Origin of the sequence: Pseudomonas sp. EA_35y_Pfl2_R5, from assembly GCF_963970805.1 — a bacterium.
Taxonomy (GTDB): Bacteria; Pseudomonadota; Gammaproteobacteria; order Pseudomonadales; family Pseudomonadaceae; genus Aquipseudomonas.
The window spans coordinates 34,545-53,773 of record NZ_CAXAOW010000007.1 but is presented as its reverse complement, the minus strand read 5'-3'; the positions used below and the strand labels follow the sequence as shown (position 1 = coordinate 53,773).

General features: G+C 60.9%; 16 protein-coding genes. 9 read left to right on the top strand and 7 right to left on the bottom strand.

Translation table 11 applies throughout. The annotated features are described in order from the left end of the window. The first annotated feature begins 133 nt into the window (after positions 1-133). Positions 134-1,495, top strand: a complete 1,362-nt coding sequence (locus AACX99_RS13870; protein ID WP_339412650.1) for a PAS domain-containing protein — start codon at positions 134-136, stop codon at positions 1,493-1,495. Between the two features lie 276 nt (positions 1,496-1,771). On the opposite strand, the gene AACX99_RS13860 is transcribed toward AACX99_RS13870, so the two are convergent. The 3 genes from AACX99_RS13860 to AACX99_RS13850 all read right to left on the bottom strand — a co-directional run bounded on the left by AACX99_RS13860 (position 1,772) and on the right by AACX99_RS13850 (position 7,362). Then, positions 1,772-2,956, bottom strand: a complete 1,185-nt coding sequence (locus AACX99_RS13860) for a multidrug effflux MFS transporter (RefSeq protein ID WP_339412648.1) — start codon at positions 2,954-2,956, stop codon at positions 1,772-1,774. Positions 2,957-3,081: 125 nt separating this feature from the next. Further along, positions 3,082-6,210 carry an efflux RND transporter permease subunit gene (locus tag AACX99_RS13855; protein WP_339412647.1) on the bottom strand — a complete coding sequence of 1,043 codons (3,129 nt, stop codon included), beginning with the start codon at positions 6,208-6,210 and terminating at the stop codon, positions 3,082-3,084. Between the two features lie 12 nt (positions 6,211-6,222). After that, on the bottom strand, positions 6,223-7,362 hold the full coding sequence (locus AACX99_RS13850) for an efflux RND transporter periplasmic adaptor subunit (RefSeq protein WP_339412646.1): 1,140 nt from the start codon (positions 7,360-7,362) through the stop codon (positions 6,223-6,225). A gap of 138 nt (positions 7,363-7,500) precedes the next feature. Between AACX99_RS13850 and AACX99_RS13845 the strand changes: the two genes are divergently transcribed. After that, positions 7,501-8,145: a TetR family transcriptional regulator gene (locus AACX99_RS13845; protein WP_339412645.1), complete on the top strand. Its 645-nt coding sequence runs from the start codon at positions 7,501-7,503 to the stop codon at positions 8,143-8,145. Here the strand turns inward: AACX99_RS13845 and AACX99_RS13840 are convergent. Then, positions 8,132-8,344, bottom strand: a complete 213-nt coding sequence (locus AACX99_RS13840; RefSeq protein WP_339412644.1) for a heavy-metal-associated domain-containing protein — start codon at positions 8,342-8,344, stop codon at positions 8,132-8,134. The two genes, AACX99_RS13845 and AACX99_RS13840, sit on opposite strands and share 14 nt — an antisense overlap. 148 nt (positions 8,345-8,492) lie before the next feature. On the opposite strand from AACX99_RS13840, the gene AACX99_RS13835 reads away from it, so the two are divergent. Next, positions 8,493-10,880, top strand: a complete 2,388-nt coding sequence (locus tag AACX99_RS13835; protein ID WP_339412643.1) for a heavy metal translocating P-type ATPase — start codon at positions 8,493-8,495, stop codon at positions 10,878-10,880. A 22-nt stretch (positions 10,881-10,902) separates the two neighbouring features. Next, positions 10,903-11,301 (top strand): Cu(I)-responsive transcriptional regulator, encoded by a 399-nt coding sequence (gene cueR / locus AACX99_RS13830; protein ID WP_339412642.1) that lies wholly within the window; start codon positions 10,903-10,905, stop codon positions 11,299-11,301. A 157-nt stretch (positions 11,302-11,458) separates the two neighbouring features. On the opposite strand, the gene AACX99_RS13825 is transcribed toward cueR, so the two are convergent. Both AACX99_RS13825 and tesB read right to left on the bottom strand, forming a co-directional pair. Beyond that, positions 11,459-12,046 carry an HAD family hydrolase gene (locus AACX99_RS13825; protein WP_339412640.1) on the bottom strand — a complete coding sequence of 196 codons (588 nt, stop codon included), beginning with the start codon at positions 12,044-12,046 and terminating at the stop codon, positions 11,459-11,461. Beyond that, a complete protein-coding gene (tesB, locus tag AACX99_RS13820; protein WP_339412638.1) occupies positions 12,043-12,912 on the bottom strand; it encodes an acyl-CoA thioesterase II in 870 nt (289 codons plus the stop codon). Before tesB ends, AACX99_RS13825 begins: the two co-directional genes overlap by 4 nt. A gap of 184 nt (positions 12,913-13,096) precedes the next feature. On the opposite strand from tesB, the gene AACX99_RS13815 reads away from it, so the two are divergent. The 4 genes from AACX99_RS13815 to AACX99_RS13800 all read left to right on the top strand — a co-directional run bounded on the left by AACX99_RS13815 (position 13,097) and on the right by AACX99_RS13800 (position 16,671). Then, positions 13,097-14,017: a histone deacetylase family protein gene (locus tag AACX99_RS13815; RefSeq protein WP_339412636.1), complete on the top strand. Its 921-nt coding sequence runs from the start codon at positions 13,097-13,099 to the stop codon at positions 14,015-14,017. Positions 14,018-14,072: 55 nt separating this feature from the next. Then, entirely contained in the window at positions 14,073-15,233 is a 1,161-nt protein-coding gene (gene ampC, locus AACX99_RS13810; protein ID WP_339412635.1) for a class C beta-lactamase, read from the top strand. Between the two features lie 13 nt (positions 15,234-15,246). Beyond that, entirely contained in the window at positions 15,247-16,071 is an 825-nt protein-coding gene (locus AACX99_RS13805) for a class I SAM-dependent methyltransferase (RefSeq protein WP_339412634.1), read from the top strand. Between the two features lie 315 nt (positions 16,072-16,386). Then, entirely contained in the window at positions 16,387-16,671 is a 285-nt protein-coding gene (locus AACX99_RS13800) for a hypothetical protein (RefSeq protein ID WP_339412633.1), read from the top strand. Positions 16,672-16,751: 80 nt separating this feature from the next. On the opposite strand, the gene AACX99_RS13795 is transcribed toward AACX99_RS13800, so the two are convergent. Next, positions 16,752-17,885 carry an aminotransferase class V-fold PLP-dependent enzyme gene (locus AACX99_RS13795; protein ID WP_339412631.1) on the bottom strand — a complete coding sequence of 378 codons (1,134 nt, stop codon included), beginning with the start codon at positions 17,883-17,885 and terminating at the stop codon, positions 16,752-16,754. 398 nt (positions 17,886-18,283) lie between these two features. Here AACX99_RS13795 and AACX99_RS13790 point away from each other — a divergent pair, with 398 nt between their 5' ends. Then, positions 18,284-19,189, top strand: a complete 906-nt coding sequence (locus AACX99_RS13790; RefSeq protein ID WP_339412630.1) for an alpha/beta fold hydrolase — start codon at positions 18,284-18,286, stop codon at positions 19,187-19,189. Positions 19,190-19,229 lie beyond the last annotated feature (40 nt).

Here is a 19,229-nt window from a genome sequence, read left to right as displayed (position 1 = left end):
CATTGTGCGTAGCCGGGCAGCTTTTTATCGCGCGGCCTGCATTCGACCAAGGGCCGGCTAGACTCAGGACATTGCCTCTTTTCAGGCAACCCCACTCAGTTATCTCGACCTGGCTAGCCATTGGCGGTAAGGGATGCGACCCGATCTTCAAGGCTCACTGCGCCTGGCTGGCGTATACATCCTGTTCAGCGCCCTGTGGATTTTCGGCAGCGACTACCTGCTGCACGCACTCATCAAGGACAGCGAGCTTGTGGCCGAGCTGCAAACCGGCAAAGGCCTGCTGTTTATTCTGCTCAGCAGCGGGTTGATCTTCCTGCTCAGCCTGCGTGACCGGCAGGCGCAACGCCAACTACTGGAAAAACTCACCCACAACAGCCGCCTGCTGCAACACACGCAACGCAACGCCGGGCTCGGTAGCTGGGAATACCGTGATGGCTTCCACTGGAGCGAAGAAGCCCTCGGCCTGCTCGGCCGCGTCTCTGACAACCAGCAATGCAGCATCAACCAGCTGCTCAGCTGGTTGCACCCCGCCGAACGCTCGGCCGTGCAACGCGCCCTGCTGGCTTTGCTGGAGGGGCGCCACCCGATAATGGTGAGTGCCCGCCTGTTACAGGCCCAGCCACATCAGCCCACCTGGCTGATGCTACGCGGCGAAGTCGATGAGCATGGCCGCGTCCTCGGTACCGTACAGAACATCAGCGCGCAGAAACGTGACGAGAGCGCTCTGCGCGAAAGCGAGCAGCGCTTTCGTCAGTTATTCGAGCAGACACCACGGATTGCCGTGCAGGGCTACGACCGCGAGCGCCGGGTGATTTACTGGAACCAGGCCAGCACCTTGCTCTATGGCTATGCGGTGCATGAGGTGATGGGGCGCCGCCTGGAAGAGCTGATCGTGCCGCTTGCGGCGCGCAGCAAGGTGGCCAGCGCGATCAACCTGTGGCAACTCGGCGGCCCGCCGATTCCCGCCGCCGAGGTGCAGTTGCAACGCAAGGACGGCAGCCTGGTATGGGTCTATTCCAGCCACCTGATGCTGCGCAATAGCCTTGATCAGCTGGAGCTGTACTGCGTCGATATCGACCTGACCGAGCAGAAGAAAATCGACAGCGAACTGCAGATCAGCGAAAGCCGCTATCGCTCTCTGGTCGAGCAACTCGGCGATGCGATTTTTATCACCGATGCCGACGACAAACTGAGCTTTCTCAACCCGGCCTGGACGCAGATCAGCGGCTACCCGATTCACGAAAGCCTGGGTAGCCCGTTACAGCGCTTTATGCCGGAACTGAACCAAGGCACCTTGCACCAACGCCTGCAAGAGCTGCGTAGCGGCAAACTGAGCAGCCTGCGCCTGGAATGCCAGCTGCTCACTAGTAGCGGCCAGACGCGCCGCGTTGAAGTGCAGCTCAACCTGAGCCTGCCGGAACACAGCCTGCACGGCAGCTTGCATGACGTAAATGAGCGCCATCAGGTTCAATATCGGCAACGTGAGCAAAGCTGACCAACGGCGCACTAGCCGTGATTGACTTGTTGCAGGTCAATGGAGGTTCACATTGAGCGACTAGACTGGCCTCTCTTGCAGAGGAGTCTCGACGATGAACGTCATGGTCCAATCGGTAAAAACATCTACAGGTTCTGGATGGCAGGTATGCCTTGGCACGCAGAGCGTGACCTTTCGCAATGAAAGCGAGGCTCGCCAGTTTGTCAGCACCTTGCAAGCGCGCCTGAGCGCGCCGCATATGCTGCCATTCGAACAGCAGCGAGCTGCAAGTTAAGCCTATGAGCGGATCGCGCCGCGCTCGACCCAGCGGGTAAACAGGGAAAAGCTCACGGCCAATACCCCGCAACCGAAGATCACCACGGCAATCGGCCAGGCGCTGCCGTCATGCAGCACACCCACCATGGCGGCGGCACTGGCAGCGATAACAAATTGCAGGCTACCGAGCAACGCCGAGGCACTGCCGGCATGCCTGCCCTGCCCGGCCATGGCACAGGCCGAAGCGTTGGGCAGCAGAATGCCCAGGCTGGCAATGCAGCCAAACAGTGGAATCAGCAGCGGCCACAAGACTTGCGGCTTGGCCAGAGCAACCAGCACCAGTGCCAGGCCACAAGTCAGGTAGAACCACACGGTCTTGCCCAACCAATACGCAGGCCCATGCCGCGCAACCAGCCAGGCATTGAGTTGCGCCACCAGAATAAAGCCCAGGGCATTACTGCCGAACAACCAGCCGTAATGCTCTGCAGGAATGCCATACAGCTCGATAAACACGAACGGCGAACCAGCGATATAGGCAAACATTCCGGCAATCGCACAGCCCCCGGTCAGTGCATAACCCATAAATGGCAGATCAGCGAACAGCCGCTTGTACTCCCCCAGCGCGCCGCGCAAAGGCGCGGGGGGTACATCCTTGGCCAGGGTTTCCGGCAACCACAGGGCCACCGCCAACAGACAGATAAAGCTGAATAGCATCAGGCTGATAAAGATCGACGGCCAGCCCAGAGTGCTAAGCAGCAGCCCACCGCCCAAAGGCGCAAGAATCGGCGCCAAGCCCATCACCAGCATCAGTTGAGAAAACACCTTGGCCGAGCTGATCGGGTCACACAGATCACGCACCACTGCCCGCGACACCACCATCCCGGCGCAACCGCCCAACGCCTGCACAAAACGCGCGCCAATCAACCATTCCAAGCTAGGCGCCAGGGCGCAGGCCAACGACGCCAGGCTGAACAGCATGACCCCAACCAGCAGCGGCTTGCGCCGACCAAAGCGGTCGGCCAGCGGTCCGTACACCAACTGGCCGATGGCGAGGCCAGCAAAATAGGCGGCCAACGACTGCTGCACATGCTCAACATCGGTGGAGAACGCACGCGCCAGGGTCGGAAAGCTCGGCAGGTAAAAATCGATAGCCAACGGGCCAAAGGCGCTAAGCGCGCCAAGAATAAGCAGAAGACGTAACGGCATGGGTGTCCAGAGATGTAATGACAGAGAAAGCCGCTATAGCCCGATAACCCCAAGCTACAGCGGGCTGACAAACCGCTCCCGGATTGCATCCGGGCTACGGTTTGCCCTTACCAGCGGACTGCTGATCAAACCGAGGTATCGGCCTTTTTCCGACCTTTGCCGATTTTCTCTGCCAGCGACTCCACCAGCAGGTAGAACATCGGGATCAGGAAGATTGCCAGGAAGGTCGCTGCCATCATCCCGCCGATCACCCCGGTACCGATCGAATGACGACTGGCCGAACCTGCGCCCGAGCTGATCGCCAGCGGCACAACACCAAGAATAAACGCCAGTGAGGTCATGATGATCGGGCGGAAACGCAGGCGCGCGGCTTCCAGCGCAGACTCGAAGATGCCCATGCCCTGGTGCCGGTTGAGCACCGCAAACTCGACAATGAGGATAGCGTTCTTCGCCGCCAGACCGATCAGAGTGACCAGGCCGACCTGGAAGTACAGATCGTTCTCGATGCCGCGCAACCACACTGCGAGAATCGCCCCGAACACCGCGAACGGCACCGCAGTGACCACTGCCAGCGGCAGCGTCCAGCGCTCATACTGCGCGGCGAGAATCAGGAACACCATAATCAGACCGAAGACAAAGGCACTGCTGCCCGAACCTTGCGAGGCCACTTCCTGGAAGGCCGAGCCGGTCCAGCCAATGCTGTAATCGCTGCCGAGCACTTCCTCCGCTACTTCCTGAATCGCGCTCAACGCCTGACCAGAGCTAAAGCCTGGAGCCGGCCCGCCGAGGATTTTCGCCGCCGGATAGACGTTAAAGCGTGCGTAGGTATCCGGGCCAAGAATCCGCTCAACCTTGACCAGACTGGCCAGCGACACCAACTCACCACTGCCCGCGCGCACATAGACCTGGGACAGGTCTTCCGGCTTGCTGCGGAACTCCGCTTCGGCCTGTAGGCTGACCTGGAAGGTACGCCCATACAGACTGAAATCGTTGACGTAGTAGCTGCCGAACGTGGCCTGCATCGCAGTGAATACATCATTCACCGCCACACCCAGGGCGCGCGCCTTGGTCCGGTCCAGGTCGATAAAGTACTGCGGCACGTTGGCGCTGAAGGTGCTCTGTACCCCAGCCAGTTCAGGGCGTTTTGCCGCGGCGGCGAGGAAGGCCTGAACCTTCTCGGCCAGTTGCGCGGTGGTGCCGCCACTGCGATCTTGAATAAAGCCTTCGAAACCGCCGGTGGTGCTCATGCCGGTGATCGGTGGCGGGTTGAAGGTGAGTACCACGCCATCTTTCTGCGCGGCGCCCATGCCCATAAATTCGCCAGTCAGGTTGCGCGCGTCCAGTTCAGGCGTGGTGCGTTCGCTCCAGTCTTTCAGCGGCACGAAGGACACCCCGGCGTTGCTGCGGGTGCCAAACGTCAGCACGTCAAAGCCGGCGAAGGTCACTACATCCTGCACCGCCGGATGCTTCATCAACTGTTGGGTCACGTCACCGGTAAGTTTCTCGGTGCGAGTCAGCGAGGCAGCAGGCGGTAAGAAGTAGGCGTTGATCACATAGCCCTGGTCTTCATTGGGCACCAGGGCGCTCGGCACCCGACTGAACAGCAACACCATCACCGCAATCATCGCGCCAAACAGCAACAGACCGACCGCCGAGCGCTTGAGGAAAAACCGCACACCGGCGGTGTAACCGCTGGTCAACTTGTCGAAGACCCGGTTGAAGGCACGGAACGGCGCTGCCGGTTCATGGTGCCCTGGCTTGAGCAGCAAGGCGCAGAGTGCCGGGCTCAAGGTCAGGGCGACGATGCCGGAGATTACCACCGACACGGCAATGGTGATGGCGAACTGTTTATACATTTCCCCAGCCAGACCACCGAGGAAGCCCACCGGCACGAACACCGCGCACAGCACCAGAACGATGGCGATGATCGGCCCGGTCACTTCCTCCATGGCCTTGATGGTCGCCTCACGCGGACCGATCTTGTCGGTGGCCATTACCCGCTCGACGTTTTCGATCACCACAATGGCGTCGTCCACCACGATACCGATGGCCAAAACCATGCCGAACAGCGTCAGCAGGTTGATCGAGAAACCGAGCATATACATACCGGCGAACGTGCCGACCAGAGAGACTGGAATCGCCAGTACCGGGATCAGCGTGGCGCGCCAGTTCTGCAGGAATATAAACACCACCAGCACTACCAGGATCAAAGCCTCGAAGAAGGTGTGGATCACCTCCTCAATCGATACCTGAACGAATTTGGTGGTGTCGTACGGCACCTTATAGGTCATGCCGCTGGGGAAGTTCTTTGATAGCCGCTCCAGGGTTTTGCTGACCGCTTCGGCAGTATCTAGGGCATTCGCGCCAGGCTGCAGGTACACGCCAAAGGCAGCGTTCTGCTGACCGTTGAGCGAGGTCATCAGCGAGTAGTCCTGTGCGCCCAGCTCGATCCGCGCAACATCCTTGAGCAACAGGCTGGCGCCGGTGTCATCGGTACGCAGAATGACGTTTTCAAATTCCTTCGGGTCGGTAAACCGGCCCTGGGTGGTCACCGTGTAGGTGAAATCCTGCTCCTGCTTGAGCGGCTGCTGACCGAAGCTACCGGCGGCAAACTGCGAGTTCTGCTCACGGATCGAATTGACCACATCAGTCGGCGTCAGGTTGTATTGCGCCAGCTTGTCCGGGCGCAGCCAGATGCGCATGGAATAGTCTTTCGAGCCGAACTGGCTGACATCACCCACACCCGGCAGGCGCTTGAGCTCGTCGATCACATTGATCAGCGCGTAGTTGCTGATATACACCGGATCGCGCGAGCCATCCGGCGAGTATAGGGTCACGACCTGCAGAATGTCCGAGGACTTTTTCTGCACCTTGACGCCCTGCCGGCGCACTTCTTCCGGCAGTTTGGCCAGGGCGGCCTGGACGCGGTTGTTGACGTCAATGGTGGCCTGATCAGGGTCACGGCCCACCTCGAAATACACCGACAGGCTCATGGCGTTGCCGCCGGAGTTGGACTGCTGGTAGATCATCCCTTCAACGCCGTTGATCGACTGTTCCAGCGGCGCGGCCACCGTCTCGGCAATCACCTGGGCGCTGGCGCCTGCGTAGCTGGCGCTGACCGAAACCTGCGGCGGGAGGATCTGCGGGTACTGGGCGATCGGCAACGAGCGCATGGCCATCAGGCCCGCCAGCACGATGATGATCGAGATGACCGCGGCAAATACCGGACGGTCGATAAAGAAGCGTGAGATCACCGGAGACGCTCCTTAGGATTGGCTGGCAGCTGGGGCGGCAACTTTTACCGGGCTGTCCGGACGCACCTTCGGCAAGCCCTCGACGATCACCCGATCACCAACACTGATACCGGAAACAATCACCCAGCGCCCGTTGGCAGTGTGCCCGGTGGTGACCTGACGCACACGCGCCACACCGCCATCGTCCACTACGTAGACAAAAGTGCCACTTGGGCCCTGGGCAATTGCGCGTTCCGGCAGGGTCATGGCGTTGGGAATGCTCAAGCCCTTGACCTGCACACGAACGAACTGGCCCGGCAACAGCGTCTGATCCGGGTTAGGCACCACCGCGCGAGCGCTGACGGTGCCGGTGCCGCGATCAATCAGGCTATCGGTGAAATCCACCTTGCCTTCCAGCGGGTAGATACTGCCGTTACCGAGCTTGATCTGCACGCCCATCTTGCCGTCTTCCGGCAGCACCAGGCTGCCGTTTTGCAAGCCGCTGCGCACGCTTTCCACATCGGAGTCTGGTGCGGCGAAGTTGACGTAGATCGGGTCCAGCTGGGTGATGTTGCTCAACAGGCTGGCATTCGGATCACCGGCTACCATCAGGCTGCCTTCGGAAACGGTCTCTTTACTGGTGATGCCGGAGATGGGCGCTTTCACCGTGGTGTAGTCGAGGTCGATCTGCTTGGACTGCACCTCGGCCTCGGCAGCCTGAATATTGGCCTTACTCTGCTCGAAGTTGGAGACAGCATTGTCCAGCTCGCTCTCACTGGCAAAACCCTTTTTCTGCAGCTCGCGGATGCGCTTGAGGTCGCGCTCGGTCTGTCGATAACGCGCCTGCTCCTGCGCCAACGCGCCCTTGGCGCGGCTCAGCGCGGCCTGGTAGGTGCGCGGATCGATGCGGAACATCACCTGGCCCTGCTTGACCTGACTCCCCTCCAGATAAGTGCGCTCCTGCAGAATGCCACTGACCTGGGCCCGCACCTGCACTTCACGAAAACCGGCCGTACGCGCGGAATATTCAAGCTCCAGCGGCAGAGCCTCGGCCTTAACCGTTTCGACTACCACCTCGGGTGCTGGCGGAGCATCGGCGGCAAACAGCGGAGTGGCCAGAATAGCCAACAGCAAGGAACCGGCAGTGACCGGCAGACGACGGGGAAAAAACATGGGTGTCTCCGAATAAACGCGGGGCGCAACGTTTGAGACCGGCAATGCTAGTTACATACACAAGTGTTTGTAAATAGAACATTACCCTTAAGTTCATTACACTTTGTGCTCAGCCTAGCCAGAAATACGCCTGCTGCCATGCGCCGAACCAAAGAAGAAGCCGAGAAAACCCGTTGCGCCATCCTTGATGCCGCCGAAACGCTGTTTCTGGAAAAGGGCGTAGCGCATACCAGTCTGGAGCACATCGCCCGGCATGCCGGAGTAACACGCGGTGCGGTGTATTGGCACTTTGCCAACAAGGCCGACCTGTTCAACGCCATGCTCAATCAGGTGCGGCTGCCGCCGGAACAGCTGGCCGAACGCATGCGCGGCTGCCCTGAACACGACCCGCTACAGACCCTGCGCGAGCTATGTATCGAGGCCATCGAGAACCTAGCGCGCGAGCCACAGAAGAAACGCATCTTCACCATCCTGCTACGCAGGTGTGAGTTCACCGAAGAACTGCGCGAGGCCGAAGAGCGCCAAGAAGCCTTTATCAACCTGTTTATCGCGCTCTGCGAACAGCAGTTCAACACGCCGTCAGTGCGCCTGCGCTTGTATGAAGGGCTGACGCCGCGCCTGGCCGCGCGCACCGTGCATGCCTTGATAGTCGGTTTGTTCCACGACTGGTCGCGCGACCCCAATCTGTTCGACCCACTCAGCGACACCGCGCCCATGGTCGACGCCTGCTTTCGCGGGTTGATCCGCGACTGGCCAGACGTTGCAGTGCTTACGCCAAGCTGACGCCGTAACCCTGCTCGACGATGGCCACCATCAGTTGATCAACCGGCACACTGCTGCTCACTCGCACTTCGCCACCGAGAAACTTCACTTTCACATCAGCTGCCGGGTCACAGGCTTTGAGCGCCTCGGTGATGGTCTTTACGCAACCCTGGCAGGTCATGCCATCGACCCGGAATGCGTGAACCTGAGAAACCTGCATAAACAACCTCCTGAATAAATAAGTCGCCATGGTAAACGGATAGCCGAGTGTTGGCCTTGCCATAAGGGTAAGGTCAAGGGATAAAAGATCTTGACCTTACCAGCATGGCAAGGTCGATCCTGTGCTGGAACTCAATGGAGGACCACCCATGTCCAGCCTCACCACCTTCAACCTGCCAATCAGCGGCATGACCTGCACCAGCTGCGCCGAGCGGATCGAGCGCGCACTGGCCAAGGTGGCCGATGTCGCCAGCGTCAGCATCAACCTGGCCAGTGAACAGGCCCGCGTCGAAGCGCCTGCCGACAGCCTGGAACAACTGGTCAACGCCGTCAGCGCAGCCGGTTATCAGGTGCCCAGCGAGCGCCTGGAGCTAGCTCTTTCCGGTATGACCTGTGCCAGCTGCGCAGGACGCATCGAGCGGGCTCTGGCGCAACAGCCAGGCGTGCTCTCGGCCAATGTCAACCTGACCAGCGAACGCGCACTGTTGCAGGTACTGCGCGGCACTGATCACACTCCCCTGCTACAGGCCGTCAGCCAGGCTGGCTACCGTGCCAGCCTGCTGGACGATGCCGTACAGGCCAAGCCAGCCGCCGAAGAGCACCTGCTGCGCGAGCGCTGGTCCCTGCTGCTGGCCATTGTGCTGACCGTACCACTGGTCATCCCGATGCTTGTCGAACCCCTCGGTCTGCACTGGATGCTGCCAGCCTGGGCACAGTTCGCCCTGGCTACACCGGTGCAATTTATCTTCGGTGCACGCTTCTACCGCGCGGCCTGGAGCGCTCTGCGTGCCCGTGCCGGGAATATGGATCAATTGGTGGCCATCGGCACCAGCGCCGCCTATGGCCTGAGCCTGTATCAGTGGGCAGTCACTCCAGCCGGCGAAGTGGCCCACCTGTATTTCGAAGCCTCGGCGGTTATCATTGCCCTGATCCTGCTCGGCAAATACCTGGAAAGCCGCGCCAAGCGCCAGACCAGCAGTGCCATCCGCGCCCTGCAGGCCCTGCGCCCTGAACGTGCCCTGCGCCTGCAAGACGGCAGCGAGCAGTGGATCAGCATTGGCGAGTTACAGTTAGGCGACCGCATTGTGGTCAAACCGGGCGAGCGTTTTCCGGTCGATGGTGTGGTGCAGGAAGGTCAAAGCCATGCTGACGAAGCGCTGATCAGCGGTGAAAGCCTGCCACTGCCCAAGCAGCCGGGAGACCCAATAACGGCCGGATCGATCAATGGCGAGGGCCGTCTGCTGATCGAAACCACAGCACTGGGTGCGGAGACCGTACTGTCGCAAATTATTCGACTGGTCGAAGACACCCAAGCCGCCAAGGCACCGATCCAGAAGTTGGTGGATAAAGTCAGCCGGATCTTCGTGCCCAGCGTACTGCTGATCGCCCTGGCCACCCTGATAACCTGGCTAGAACTCGGTGCTGGGTTTGAAAGTGCCCTGCTCAACGCCGTAGCGGTGCTGGTGATTGCCTGCCCTTGCGCTCTGGGCCTGGCCACCCCCACGGCAATCATGGCCGGCACGGGGGTGGCGGCGCGCCACGGCATCCTGATCAAGGACGCCGAAGCCCTGGAAGTAGCCCATGCCGTCAATCTGGTGGCTTTCGACAAAACCGGCACGCTGACCTCTGGTTCGCCACGCATCGCTCACATGCAAGCCGTCAACGGCGACACCACACAACTGCTGCAACTGGCCGGAGCCCTGCAACGCGGCAGCGAACACCCGCTGGCCAAAGCCGTGCTGGATCAATGTGCAGCAGACCACCTGACACTCGCTGAAGTCAGCCATAGCAAAGCCCTGGCCGGACGCGGCATTGCCGGCCAGATCGACGGACGAGAGCTGGCGTTAGGCAACAAGCGCCTGCTGGAAGAACACTGGCTACAGAACCAGACGTTGATCGCCGAAGCGCTGGCCTGGGAAGCCGAAGGCCGTACCCTGTCCTGGCTGGCGGAGTTAGCGCCACAGCCGCAGGTCCTCGGCCTGTTTGCCTTTGGCGACACGCTCAAGGACGGCGCGGAGCAGGCCATTGCCGCATTGACCGCGCAAGGCATCGACAGCCACCTGATCAGCGGCGACAACAAAGGCAGCGTACACGCCGTGGCGCAAGCGCTAGGCATCACCGTCGCACATGCCGAGGTGCTGCCGGCGAACAAGGCGGCAATCATCAGTGAGTTGAAGAAAACCTCAGTGGTGGCCATGGTTGGCGACGGCATCAACGACGCGCCGGCGCTAGCCGCCGCTGATGTCGGCATCGCCATGGGCAGCGGCACCGATGTGGCCATGCACGCCGCCGGCATAACCCTGATGCGTGGCGACCCGCGCCTGGTTGTCGACGCGCTGGATATCAGCAAACGCACCTACAACAAGATTCGCCAGAATCTGTTCTGGGCCTTCGCCTACAACCTGATCGGCATTCCACTGGCGGCAGCTGGGCTGCTTAACCCGATGCTCGCGGGCGCGGCCATGGCGTTGTCCAGCGTCAGCGTGGTGAGCAATGCCTTGCTGCTGAAAACCTGGAAACCCAAAGACTACGAATAAGCCGCCGGGTAGGAGCACAACGATGAATATCGGCCAAGCCGCCAAGAAAACCGGCCTTAGCGCCAAGATGATTCGCTACTACGAAAGCATCGACCTGCTACCCGAGGCCGGCCGCACGGACAGCGGCTACCGCCAGTACAGCCAGCAGGACCTGCATCGCCTGGCGTTTATCAAACGCTCGCGCGATCTCGGCTTCTCCCTCGCCGAAGTCAGCCAGCTACTGGCCCTGTGGCAGGACCGCCAACGCGCCAGCGCCGATGTCAAAGCACTGGCCGCAGGGCATATTGCCGAACTGGAGCGCAAGATTAGCGAACTCAGCGGCCTGCGCGACACCCTCAAGGAATTGATGGAAAACTGCCAGGGCAACGACCGCCCGGACTGCCCGATCCTCAAGGATCTGGAATCCGGCTGCTGCCATTAAACAGCCAACCCGTAGGGTGGATGACGCCTCACCCATCCACCAGTTGTTACCTCATGGTGGATGAAAAGAGCGCCATCCACCCTACAAATGCAGCCCTTGAAAATGGGGAGCTGAATGGGGGGATAAAAAGAGCGTTAGCGACGCGCCCCGAGCCACCCTACAACGCCTGCTGCAATGCCCTGCAATCCACGGCGAAATGATCGACCAACTGCGGCCAGGAATTTTCCGCCAGGTTCACCAGCACACTGCGTGCCCCGGCAGCGCGGGCGCATTCCAGGTCAAAACGGTAATCGCCAACCATCACCAGCTCGCTTGGCGCCACTTGCCAGGCCCGGGCTAGGTGCAGCAAGCCGCCCGGATCAGGCTTGGGCGGCGCTTCATCGCGGCCGATCACGTCCGACACAGCAAAGCAGTCATCCAGGCCGATGGCGCGCAGGGTCAGCAGCGCCAATTCATGGGCATTACGGGTAAGGATACCGAGGCGACAGCCGCGCCGGTGCAGCTCGCGCACCAGCTCAATCGCCCCTGGAGCCGGCGCGGCGGTCAGCGCCAGCTCGCGCTCATGCTCCAGCAACCAAGCATGCTTAGCCGCAGCCACAGCGGCAGGCAATGCCGCCAGATGGCCAAGGATGTCGTCTTCCAGGGGAATATCCAACGCCCGCTTGATTGCCTCGAAGTCGTGCACCGCCAGGGTCAGGGTGCCGTCCATATCGAACACCCAATGACGGGCAGCGCCCAGACTCACTTCCAGTCCTCACGCACACGGGTCAGGCCCTCCTGTGCGACCGAGGCCACCAGTTGGCCCTGGCGATTGAAGATGCTGCCACGCGAGAAGCCACGGGCATTGCCGGCCCAGGGACTATCCATGCTGTAGAGCAGCCAGTCGTCCATGCGCAGATTGCCGTGAAACCACAGCGAGTGGTCGAGACTGGCGACCTGCATAAACTTCTGCCACACCGAGACGCCATGCGGCAGCATCGAAGTGGTCAGCAGATTGAAGTCGCTGGCGTAGCCCAGCAGATATTTGTGCAGCTGCGGATCATCCGGCAGCTCGCCAGCCGCGCGGAACCATACATGTTTGACCGGTTCGCAGGGTTTCGGCGCAAAGGGATTGCCCACTGTGACCGGGCGAATCTCAATCGGCTTATCACTCACCGCCCGCTCACGCATGCGCTCGGGCAAGGCATCGACGACCATGCGCGCCAGTTCGGTTTCCGATTTCAGCCCCTCAGGCCCCGGAACCTCTGGCATCGGGTTCTGGTGATGAAAACCCTCCTCATCGAACTGGAACGAGGCGCTGCAGGTAAAGATCGGCTTGCCCTTCTGGATCGCGGTTACCCGCCGCGTGCTGAAGCTGCCGCCATCACGCACGCGTTCAACCTGATAGACCACCGGCAGCGTGGCATCGCCGGGGCGCAGGAAGTAGCCGTGCATGGAGTGCACATGCCGCGCGGTATCCACCGTCTGGCTGGCCGCCGAGACACACTGACCAAGCACCTGACCGCCATACAACTGGCGAAAACCGAGGTCCTGGCTGACACCGCGAAATAGATTTTCTTCGATGGTTTCCAGGGTCAGCAGGGCGACCAACTCATTCAACACCTGACTCATGCATGCTCTCCTGTAAACGCACCTGACTGGGGGCGAGATGGTAAAGGCTTTGCCAACACTTGTCGGCCCGACTGAAAGATGGATGCGGACAATAATGGCAGCATTCTGGCCAATCGGCAGCCGGGCTTGAGTGTCGTATAAACCTGCCTCCATACTTCAGCCACTTCCGCCTGAGCCCGCCACCATGCGCCTGCCGCTGGTCTATCACGACGACTACAGCCCACCCTTCCCGGCCAACCACCGCTTCCCCATGGAGAAGTTTCGCCTGCTGCGCGATCACCTCGTCGATAGTGGCCTGAGCACCGATGCCGAGCTGCTACGCCCTGAACTATGCCCAACCGAGGTACTCGCCCTGGCCCACTGTCCGGCCTATATCCAGCGTTTCGCCAGCGGCGAACTGGCTTATGAAGAGCAACGCCGCCTCGGCCTGCCCTGGAGCGCCGCCCTAGCGCAGCGCACCATCCGTGCCGTGGGCGGCTCGCTGCTGGCCGCCGAGCAAACCCTGCAGAATGGTCTGGCTTGTCACCTGGCTGGCGGCACCCACCATGCGCATTACGATCACCCGGCCGGTTTTTGCATCTTCAATGACCTGGCAGTGATCAGTCATTATCTGCTGGCCAGCGGTAAAGCCCAGCGCGTGCTGATCTTCGACTGCGACGTGCACCAGGGCGACGGCACCGCGCGCCTGCTGGAAAACACCCCGGAGGCGATCACCGTGTCGCTGCACTGCGAAAAGAATTACCCGACACGCAAGGCCGCCAGCGACTGGGACATTCCCCTGCCCAACGGCATGGGCGATGACGAGTATTTAAAGGTGGTGGATGACAGCCTCAACTACCTGCTACCGCTTTATCAGCCGGATATCGTGCTGTACGACGCCGGCGTCGACGTGCACCAGCATGACGCCCTCGGCTACCTAAACCTGACTGACGCCGGCATCGCCGCCCGTGACGAAGCCGTACTCAACCACTGCCTGAGCCGCGATATTCCGGTGGTAGGTTTGATTGGCGGTGGCTACGACAAGGACCGCCACGCCTTAGCCCGACGCCACGGCATCCTGCACCACAGCGCCGCCAAAGTCTGGCAGGCCCGCAGGCTGGGATAAAAGCGCTGCCTGCGCGGTCACATCGCGCACACCACAACTAAGGAACCTGCAAAGCATGTACGGAAAACTCAGCACCCTGCCGACCCTGCTGGCCGCATTGGCATTCGGCAGTGCCGCACACGCAGCCGACACACTGCAGTCGCTGGTGGACGCCAGCATCCGCCCGGTGATGGCGGAATATGACATCGCCGGTATGGCCGTGGCGATCAGCCACAACGGCCAGGCCCACTACTTCAACTATGGCGTGGCGCGGCTGGACGACCAACAGCCCGTGACCAGCGATACTCTGTTTGAAATCGGCTCGCTCAGCAAACCGCTCACCGCCACCCTCGCCGCACTGGCCCAGACTACCGGCAAGCTGACCCTGATGGGCAGCGCCGGCCAGCACTGGCCCGAGCTGCGCGGCAGCCAGCTGGAACACGCCAGCCTGCTCAACCTCGGCACCTACACCGCCGGCGGGCTGCCGCTGCAGTTCCCCGACCACGTGACCGACCCGGCGAGCATGCTCGCCTATTACCGCCAGTGGCAGCCCGAACATATCGCCGGAACTCACAGACGCTATTCCAACCCCAGCATCGGCCTGCTTGGCCTGCTAGCCGCCAAGAGCATGGGCCAGCCGTTCCCCACGTTGATGGAGGGCACGCTGTTTCCCGCGCTCGGTATGCCACACAGCTATATCCAGGTGCCGGCGGCGCAGATGCCGAGCTATGCCCACGGCTACAGCAAGGACAACCAGCCGCTGCGCGTCTCACCAGGGATGCTCGACGCCGAAGCCTACGGAGTGAAAACCAACGCCAAGGACATGCTGCGTTTTGTCCAGGCCAATCTCAGCCCGGCCGGCCTCAACCCTGACCTGCAGCGCGCTATCGGCATTACCCACACCGGCTATTACCGCGTTGGCGAAATGACTCAGGGCCTCGGCTGGGAGCGCTACCCCTACCCGATCAGCCTGGAGCGCCTGCAAGCTGGCAATTCACCAGCAATGGCCCTGGAAGCGCAACCCGCAACACGCCTGCTGCCACCAGAGCTCGAGCCGGGTGGCAGCCTATTCAATAAAACCGGCTCAACCGGCGGCTTCGGTGCCTACGCGGTGTTTGTCCCCAGCCAGGACCTCGGCCTGGTTATGCTGGCCAACAAGAACTACCCCAACGCTGCCAGAATCAAGGCCGCGCACGCCATACTGAGCGCGCTGGATAAGCACTCCCCCGCACATTGAATGGAATACCGTCATGGATGACTCGTTTGCCCTGAACAAAGCCAACTGGAACGAGCGCGCCGCCTTGCATGCGGCGTCGCCCGACTACCAAATTCAGCTGTTTATCGCCTCGCCCGCGCATTTATCCGAAGTGGTGCGCTTTGATCTGCCGCGCCTTGGCGATATCCGTGGCCTGCGCGCGTTGCACCTGCAGTGCCATATCGGCACCGACACCCTGTCACTGGCCCGCCTGGGCGCGCAGATGAGCGGCCTGGATTTTTCCCCGGCCTCGCTGGAGCAGGCGCGCCAATTGGCGAACGCCTGCGACACGCCTATCCAGTTCGTCGAAGCCTCGGTCTACGACGCCGCCAAGGTGCTCAATGGGCAGTCATTCGATCTGGTTTATACGGGCATTGGTGCACTGAACTGGCTACCGCATATTAATGACTGGGCGCGTAATGTCGCCGCCCTGCTCAAGCCCGGCGGACGCCTGTTTCTGCGCGAGATGCATCCCGTACTGATGACCCTCGACCAGGACTGCCAGGATGCCTTGCAGATGGTCCACTCCTACTTCGAACATAGCGAGCCGCAGGTCTGGAATGACGAGTACAGCTATGTGGCCAGCGACAGCAAACTGACCGCCACCACCACCCACGAATGGAATCACGGCCTGGGCGAAATCATCACAGCGCTGCTGCACCACGGCATGCGCCTGATCTTGCTTGAAGAACACACCAGCATCCCCTGGGAAGCCCTACCGGGCCAGATGACTCTGGGTGAAGACGGCGAATGGCGGCTGAGCAACCAGCCGCAAAGACTGCCGCTGAGCTATACCCTGCAGGCAGTCAAGGTCGGGTAAACCGTAGGATGGCATTGAGCGCTGCGATAGCCATCCTACGCGCTGGAGACCTGGCCAGCGAACCCACTCCAGACTCGGGGGTCTAAAGCACTGATGGGATGCGACTGAGAAAAACCGGAGCGTGTCCAAGCCGGCGACGAGGTTGCGATCCAGGCAGGGGTTAGGCCACCCCTGTCTTCTTGCATAGGCGCAAGGCCGTCAAGGCCCTCGGCTGCGGCGTGATTGACGCCATGGCAGCGCGCTCAAGCGATCACGTCTTTGGCGATCTCGGGGTTCTACGCTGCGCAGCGCATACTTTGCCAAGGAGATACACCTATGGTTACTCACTACCGAGTCGACGGCCATCTCGCCTGCGGCCACCATGGCAACAACCTCAGTTCCACCACCGAACTGTCTCAGGTGAAATGCCGCAGCTGCCGCGGCACCGCAGTGTTTAAGGAAAATCGCACAGCGGCGCGCAACGCGGCGCGAAGAGCCGCACGCAAAGCCAAGATCGCCCACACCAGCAATGACTGGCGCGCATCCTGGCAACAACGGCTCACCGACCTACCAGGTCAACAACGGCTACCCAGGGGCTTCGGCGGGCAGCCTTTTGTCTAGCCGCTGCTTACGATCTTAAGCCGCCCGTAAACCGACAAGAGCTAGCCCGGCATCAAGTCCGGGCTCGTCTCTTTATTGCGCTACCCCGCCAACACCTTATCCAGCGCCTGCTCCAACGTCGTCACGGTGCGCTCGATGTTGCCCAGCTTGTCCAGTCCGAACAGCCCTAAGCGGAAGGTCTGGAAATCCGCCGGCTCATCACACTGCAGCGGTACGCCGGCGGCGATCTGCAGACCTTGGGCGGCAAATTTGCTGCCGTTTTTGATGCTGCCATCAGAGGTGTAGCAAACCACCACACCAGGGGCTTCGAAGCCTTCGGCGGCAACACTCTTGAACCCTTTGCTGGCTAGCAAGGCGCGCACACGCTCACCGAGCTCCTGCTGTTGCTGGCGCACGGTGGCAAAACCGATGGCTTCGGCCTCGCGCATGGCATCGCGAAAGCGGGCCAGAGCGTCACTGGGCATGGTGGCGTGGTAGGCGTGGCCGCCCTGCTCGTAGGCCTGCATGATCTGCAGCCATTTCTTCAGGTCGCAGGCAAAGCTGCTGCTCTGGGTGGCTTCGACGCGAGTCTGGGCGGCCTCACTAAGCATCACCAAGGCGCAGCATGGCGAAGCGCTCCAGCCTTTTTGCGGGGCGCTGATCAGCACATCGATGCCGCAGGCCTGCATATCCACCCAGAGGGTGCCGGAAGCAATGCAATCAAGCACAAATAGGCCACCAACTGCATGCACAGCATCGGCCACAGCGCGCAGATAACCGTCCGGCAGGATCATTCCCGAGGAGGTTTCTACATGCGGGGCGAAGACCACCTGTGGTTTTTCCGCAGCAATGGTCGCCAGCACATCAATCAGCGGCGGCGGACTGAAGGCCGCTTGACTGCCTTCGGCAATCGGCCGTGCCTTGAGCACAATTGATTCCGAGGGGATCTGGCCCATCTCGAAAATCTGCGTCCAGCGGTAGCTGAACCAGCCATTGCGCAGCACCAGACACTTCTGCCCGCTGGCCAGCTGGCGCGCCACCGCTTCCATGCCATAGGTGCCGCTACCGGGAACGATGGCCATGGCATGAGCGTTGTAAACCTGTTTCAGGGTGCTGGAGATGTCCCTCATCACGCCCTGAAACGACTGCGACATATGGTTGAGGGAGCGATCGGTGTAGACCACCGAGTATTCGATCAGGCCGTCGGGATCGATGCTGGGGTAGAGGTCAGACATAAGGCGCTCCTGTCAGAAAAGTATCCATCGACCCTGCCCGAAGCCGGGGTAAATAACAAGGTTTAGGGCAAGCCAGAGCCCCACCGCCACAAGCACCTCATAAACAGCAACGTGCGCTAAAAAACAGAATAAACAACCGGCCGACTTGCTTCCTCACGCGTGCAGCTGGTTAAATCTGACCGTACAGTCACATACAGACTTATCAGTATCGTGTTTTTGGGGCAGTACCCATGCAGTGAAGCGCGGTACTAACAAAGCTGTGCAGTCATTCAATACCAACCGCTTATTTGCGAAGACCTCTGACCACCCCTGGGGGGCCAGCGCTTCATTGTCTGCTCCATCGCCCAGCGCACAATCAGCTGTGCGCCGGACGTAACTCGTGCCAGGAGGCTAGAGATATGACACCGGAAACTGCCATCGTCGAGATTCACCCTCAGTACAGAGTGCATACCGAGCACTATCGCAACCCAACCGCCGACAAGACCATCATTCTGGTCAACGGCTCGCTGGCCACCACCGCATCCTTCGCGCAGACCCTGCGTTACCTGCGGCCGCACTTCAATGTGGTGCTCTACGACCAGCCCTATGCCGGCCAGTCGCGCCCGCACAATCAGCATAAGCAACCGCTGCGCAAGGAAGATGAAGCCGAGATACTGCTGCAGCTGATCGAGCACTTCGCCGCCGACCATGTGCTGTCTTTTTCCTGGGGCGGCGCGGCCACCTTGCTGGCCTTGGCCCAGCGCCCGCCGCGCATCGAGAAGGCAGTGATCGCCTCGTTCTCGGCGCGGCTCAACCCGCCGATGCGCGACTACCTGCAAAACGGCCTGAACTACTTGCAGGCGTGCGACCGCGAACAAATCGGCCGGCTGATCAATGGCTGCATCGGCAAACACCTGCCACCGCTGTTCAAGCGCTTCAACTATCGCCATATCAGCAGCCTGGACGAGCATGAATACCGGCAGATGCACTGGCATGTGCACGAGGTACTAAGCCAGAACACCCAGGGCTATCTCAACTGTGCTGCAGCCATCACCATTCCGCTGCTGTTTATCAATGGCGAACGGGATGAATACACCACGGCGGCGGACGCTCGCCTGTTCGCCGAATACGCTGCGCAAAGCCAGTTCCGCGTGATCAGCAACAGCGGGCATTTCCTCGACATGGAACACCAGGCGGCCTGGCACGCCTGCCACCACGCACTGCTGGATTTTCTGCGACCGTCGAGTTGGTTGAACCAACGACATGACCAGCAGACAAAGGACAACCAATACCGTCATAGCGCCAACACCTGTCTGGCGACTTGACCGTCAAGCCAAGCCGGACTAGGGCTTATGGCTGTGCACA

What these genes read in the sequence shown, in the direction of transcription:
- AACX99_RS13870 (WP_339412650.1), top strand. Translation starts at nt 134, where the DNA reads ATGCGACCCGATCTTCAAGGCTCACTGCGCCTGGCTGGCGTATACATC.
- AACX99_RS13860 (WP_339412648.1), bottom strand. Translation starts at nt 2,956, where the DNA reads ATGCCGTTACGTCTTCTGCTTATTCTTGGCGCGCTTAGCGCCTTTGGC.
- AACX99_RS13850 (WP_339412646.1), bottom strand. Translation starts at nt 7,362, where the DNA reads ATGTTTTTTCCCCGTCGTCTGCCGGTCACTGCCGGTTCCTTGCTGTTG.
- AACX99_RS13845 (WP_339412645.1), top strand. Translation starts at nt 7,501, where the DNA reads ATGCGCCGAACCAAAGAAGAAGCCGAGAAAACCCGTTGCGCCATCCTT.
- AACX99_RS13840 (WP_339412644.1), bottom strand. Translation starts at nt 8,344, where the DNA reads ATGCAGGTTTCTCAGGTTCACGCATTCCGGGTCGATGGCATGACCTGC.
- AACX99_RS13835 (WP_339412643.1), top strand. Translation starts at nt 8,493, where the DNA reads ATGTCCAGCCTCACCACCTTCAACCTGCCAATCAGCGGCATGACCTGC.
- cueR (WP_339412642.1), top strand. Translation starts at nt 10,903, where the DNA reads ATGAATATCGGCCAAGCCGCCAAGAAAACCGGCCTTAGCGCCAAGATG.
- tesB (WP_339412638.1), bottom strand. Translation starts at nt 12,912, where the DNA reads ATGAGTCAGGTGTTGAATGAGTTGGTCGCCCTGCTGACCCTGGAAACC.
- AACX99_RS13815 (WP_339412636.1), top strand. Translation starts at nt 13,097, where the DNA reads ATGCGCCTGCCGCTGGTCTATCACGACGACTACAGCCCACCCTTCCCG.
- ampC (WP_339412635.1), top strand. Translation starts at nt 14,073, where the DNA reads ATGTACGGAAAACTCAGCACCCTGCCGACCCTGCTGGCCGCATTGGCA.
- AACX99_RS13805 (WP_339412634.1), top strand. Translation starts at nt 15,247, where the DNA reads ATGGATGACTCGTTTGCCCTGAACAAAGCCAACTGGAACGAGCGCGCC.
- AACX99_RS13800 (WP_339412633.1), top strand. Translation starts at nt 16,387, where the DNA reads ATGGTTACTCACTACCGAGTCGACGGCCATCTCGCCTGCGGCCACCAT.
- AACX99_RS13795 (WP_339412631.1), bottom strand. Translation starts at nt 17,885, where the DNA reads ATGTCTGACCTCTACCCCAGCATCGATCCCGACGGCCTGATCGAATAC.
- AACX99_RS13790 (WP_339412630.1), top strand. Translation starts at nt 18,284, where the DNA reads ATGACACCGGAAACTGCCATCGTCGAGATTCACCCTCAGTACAGAGTG.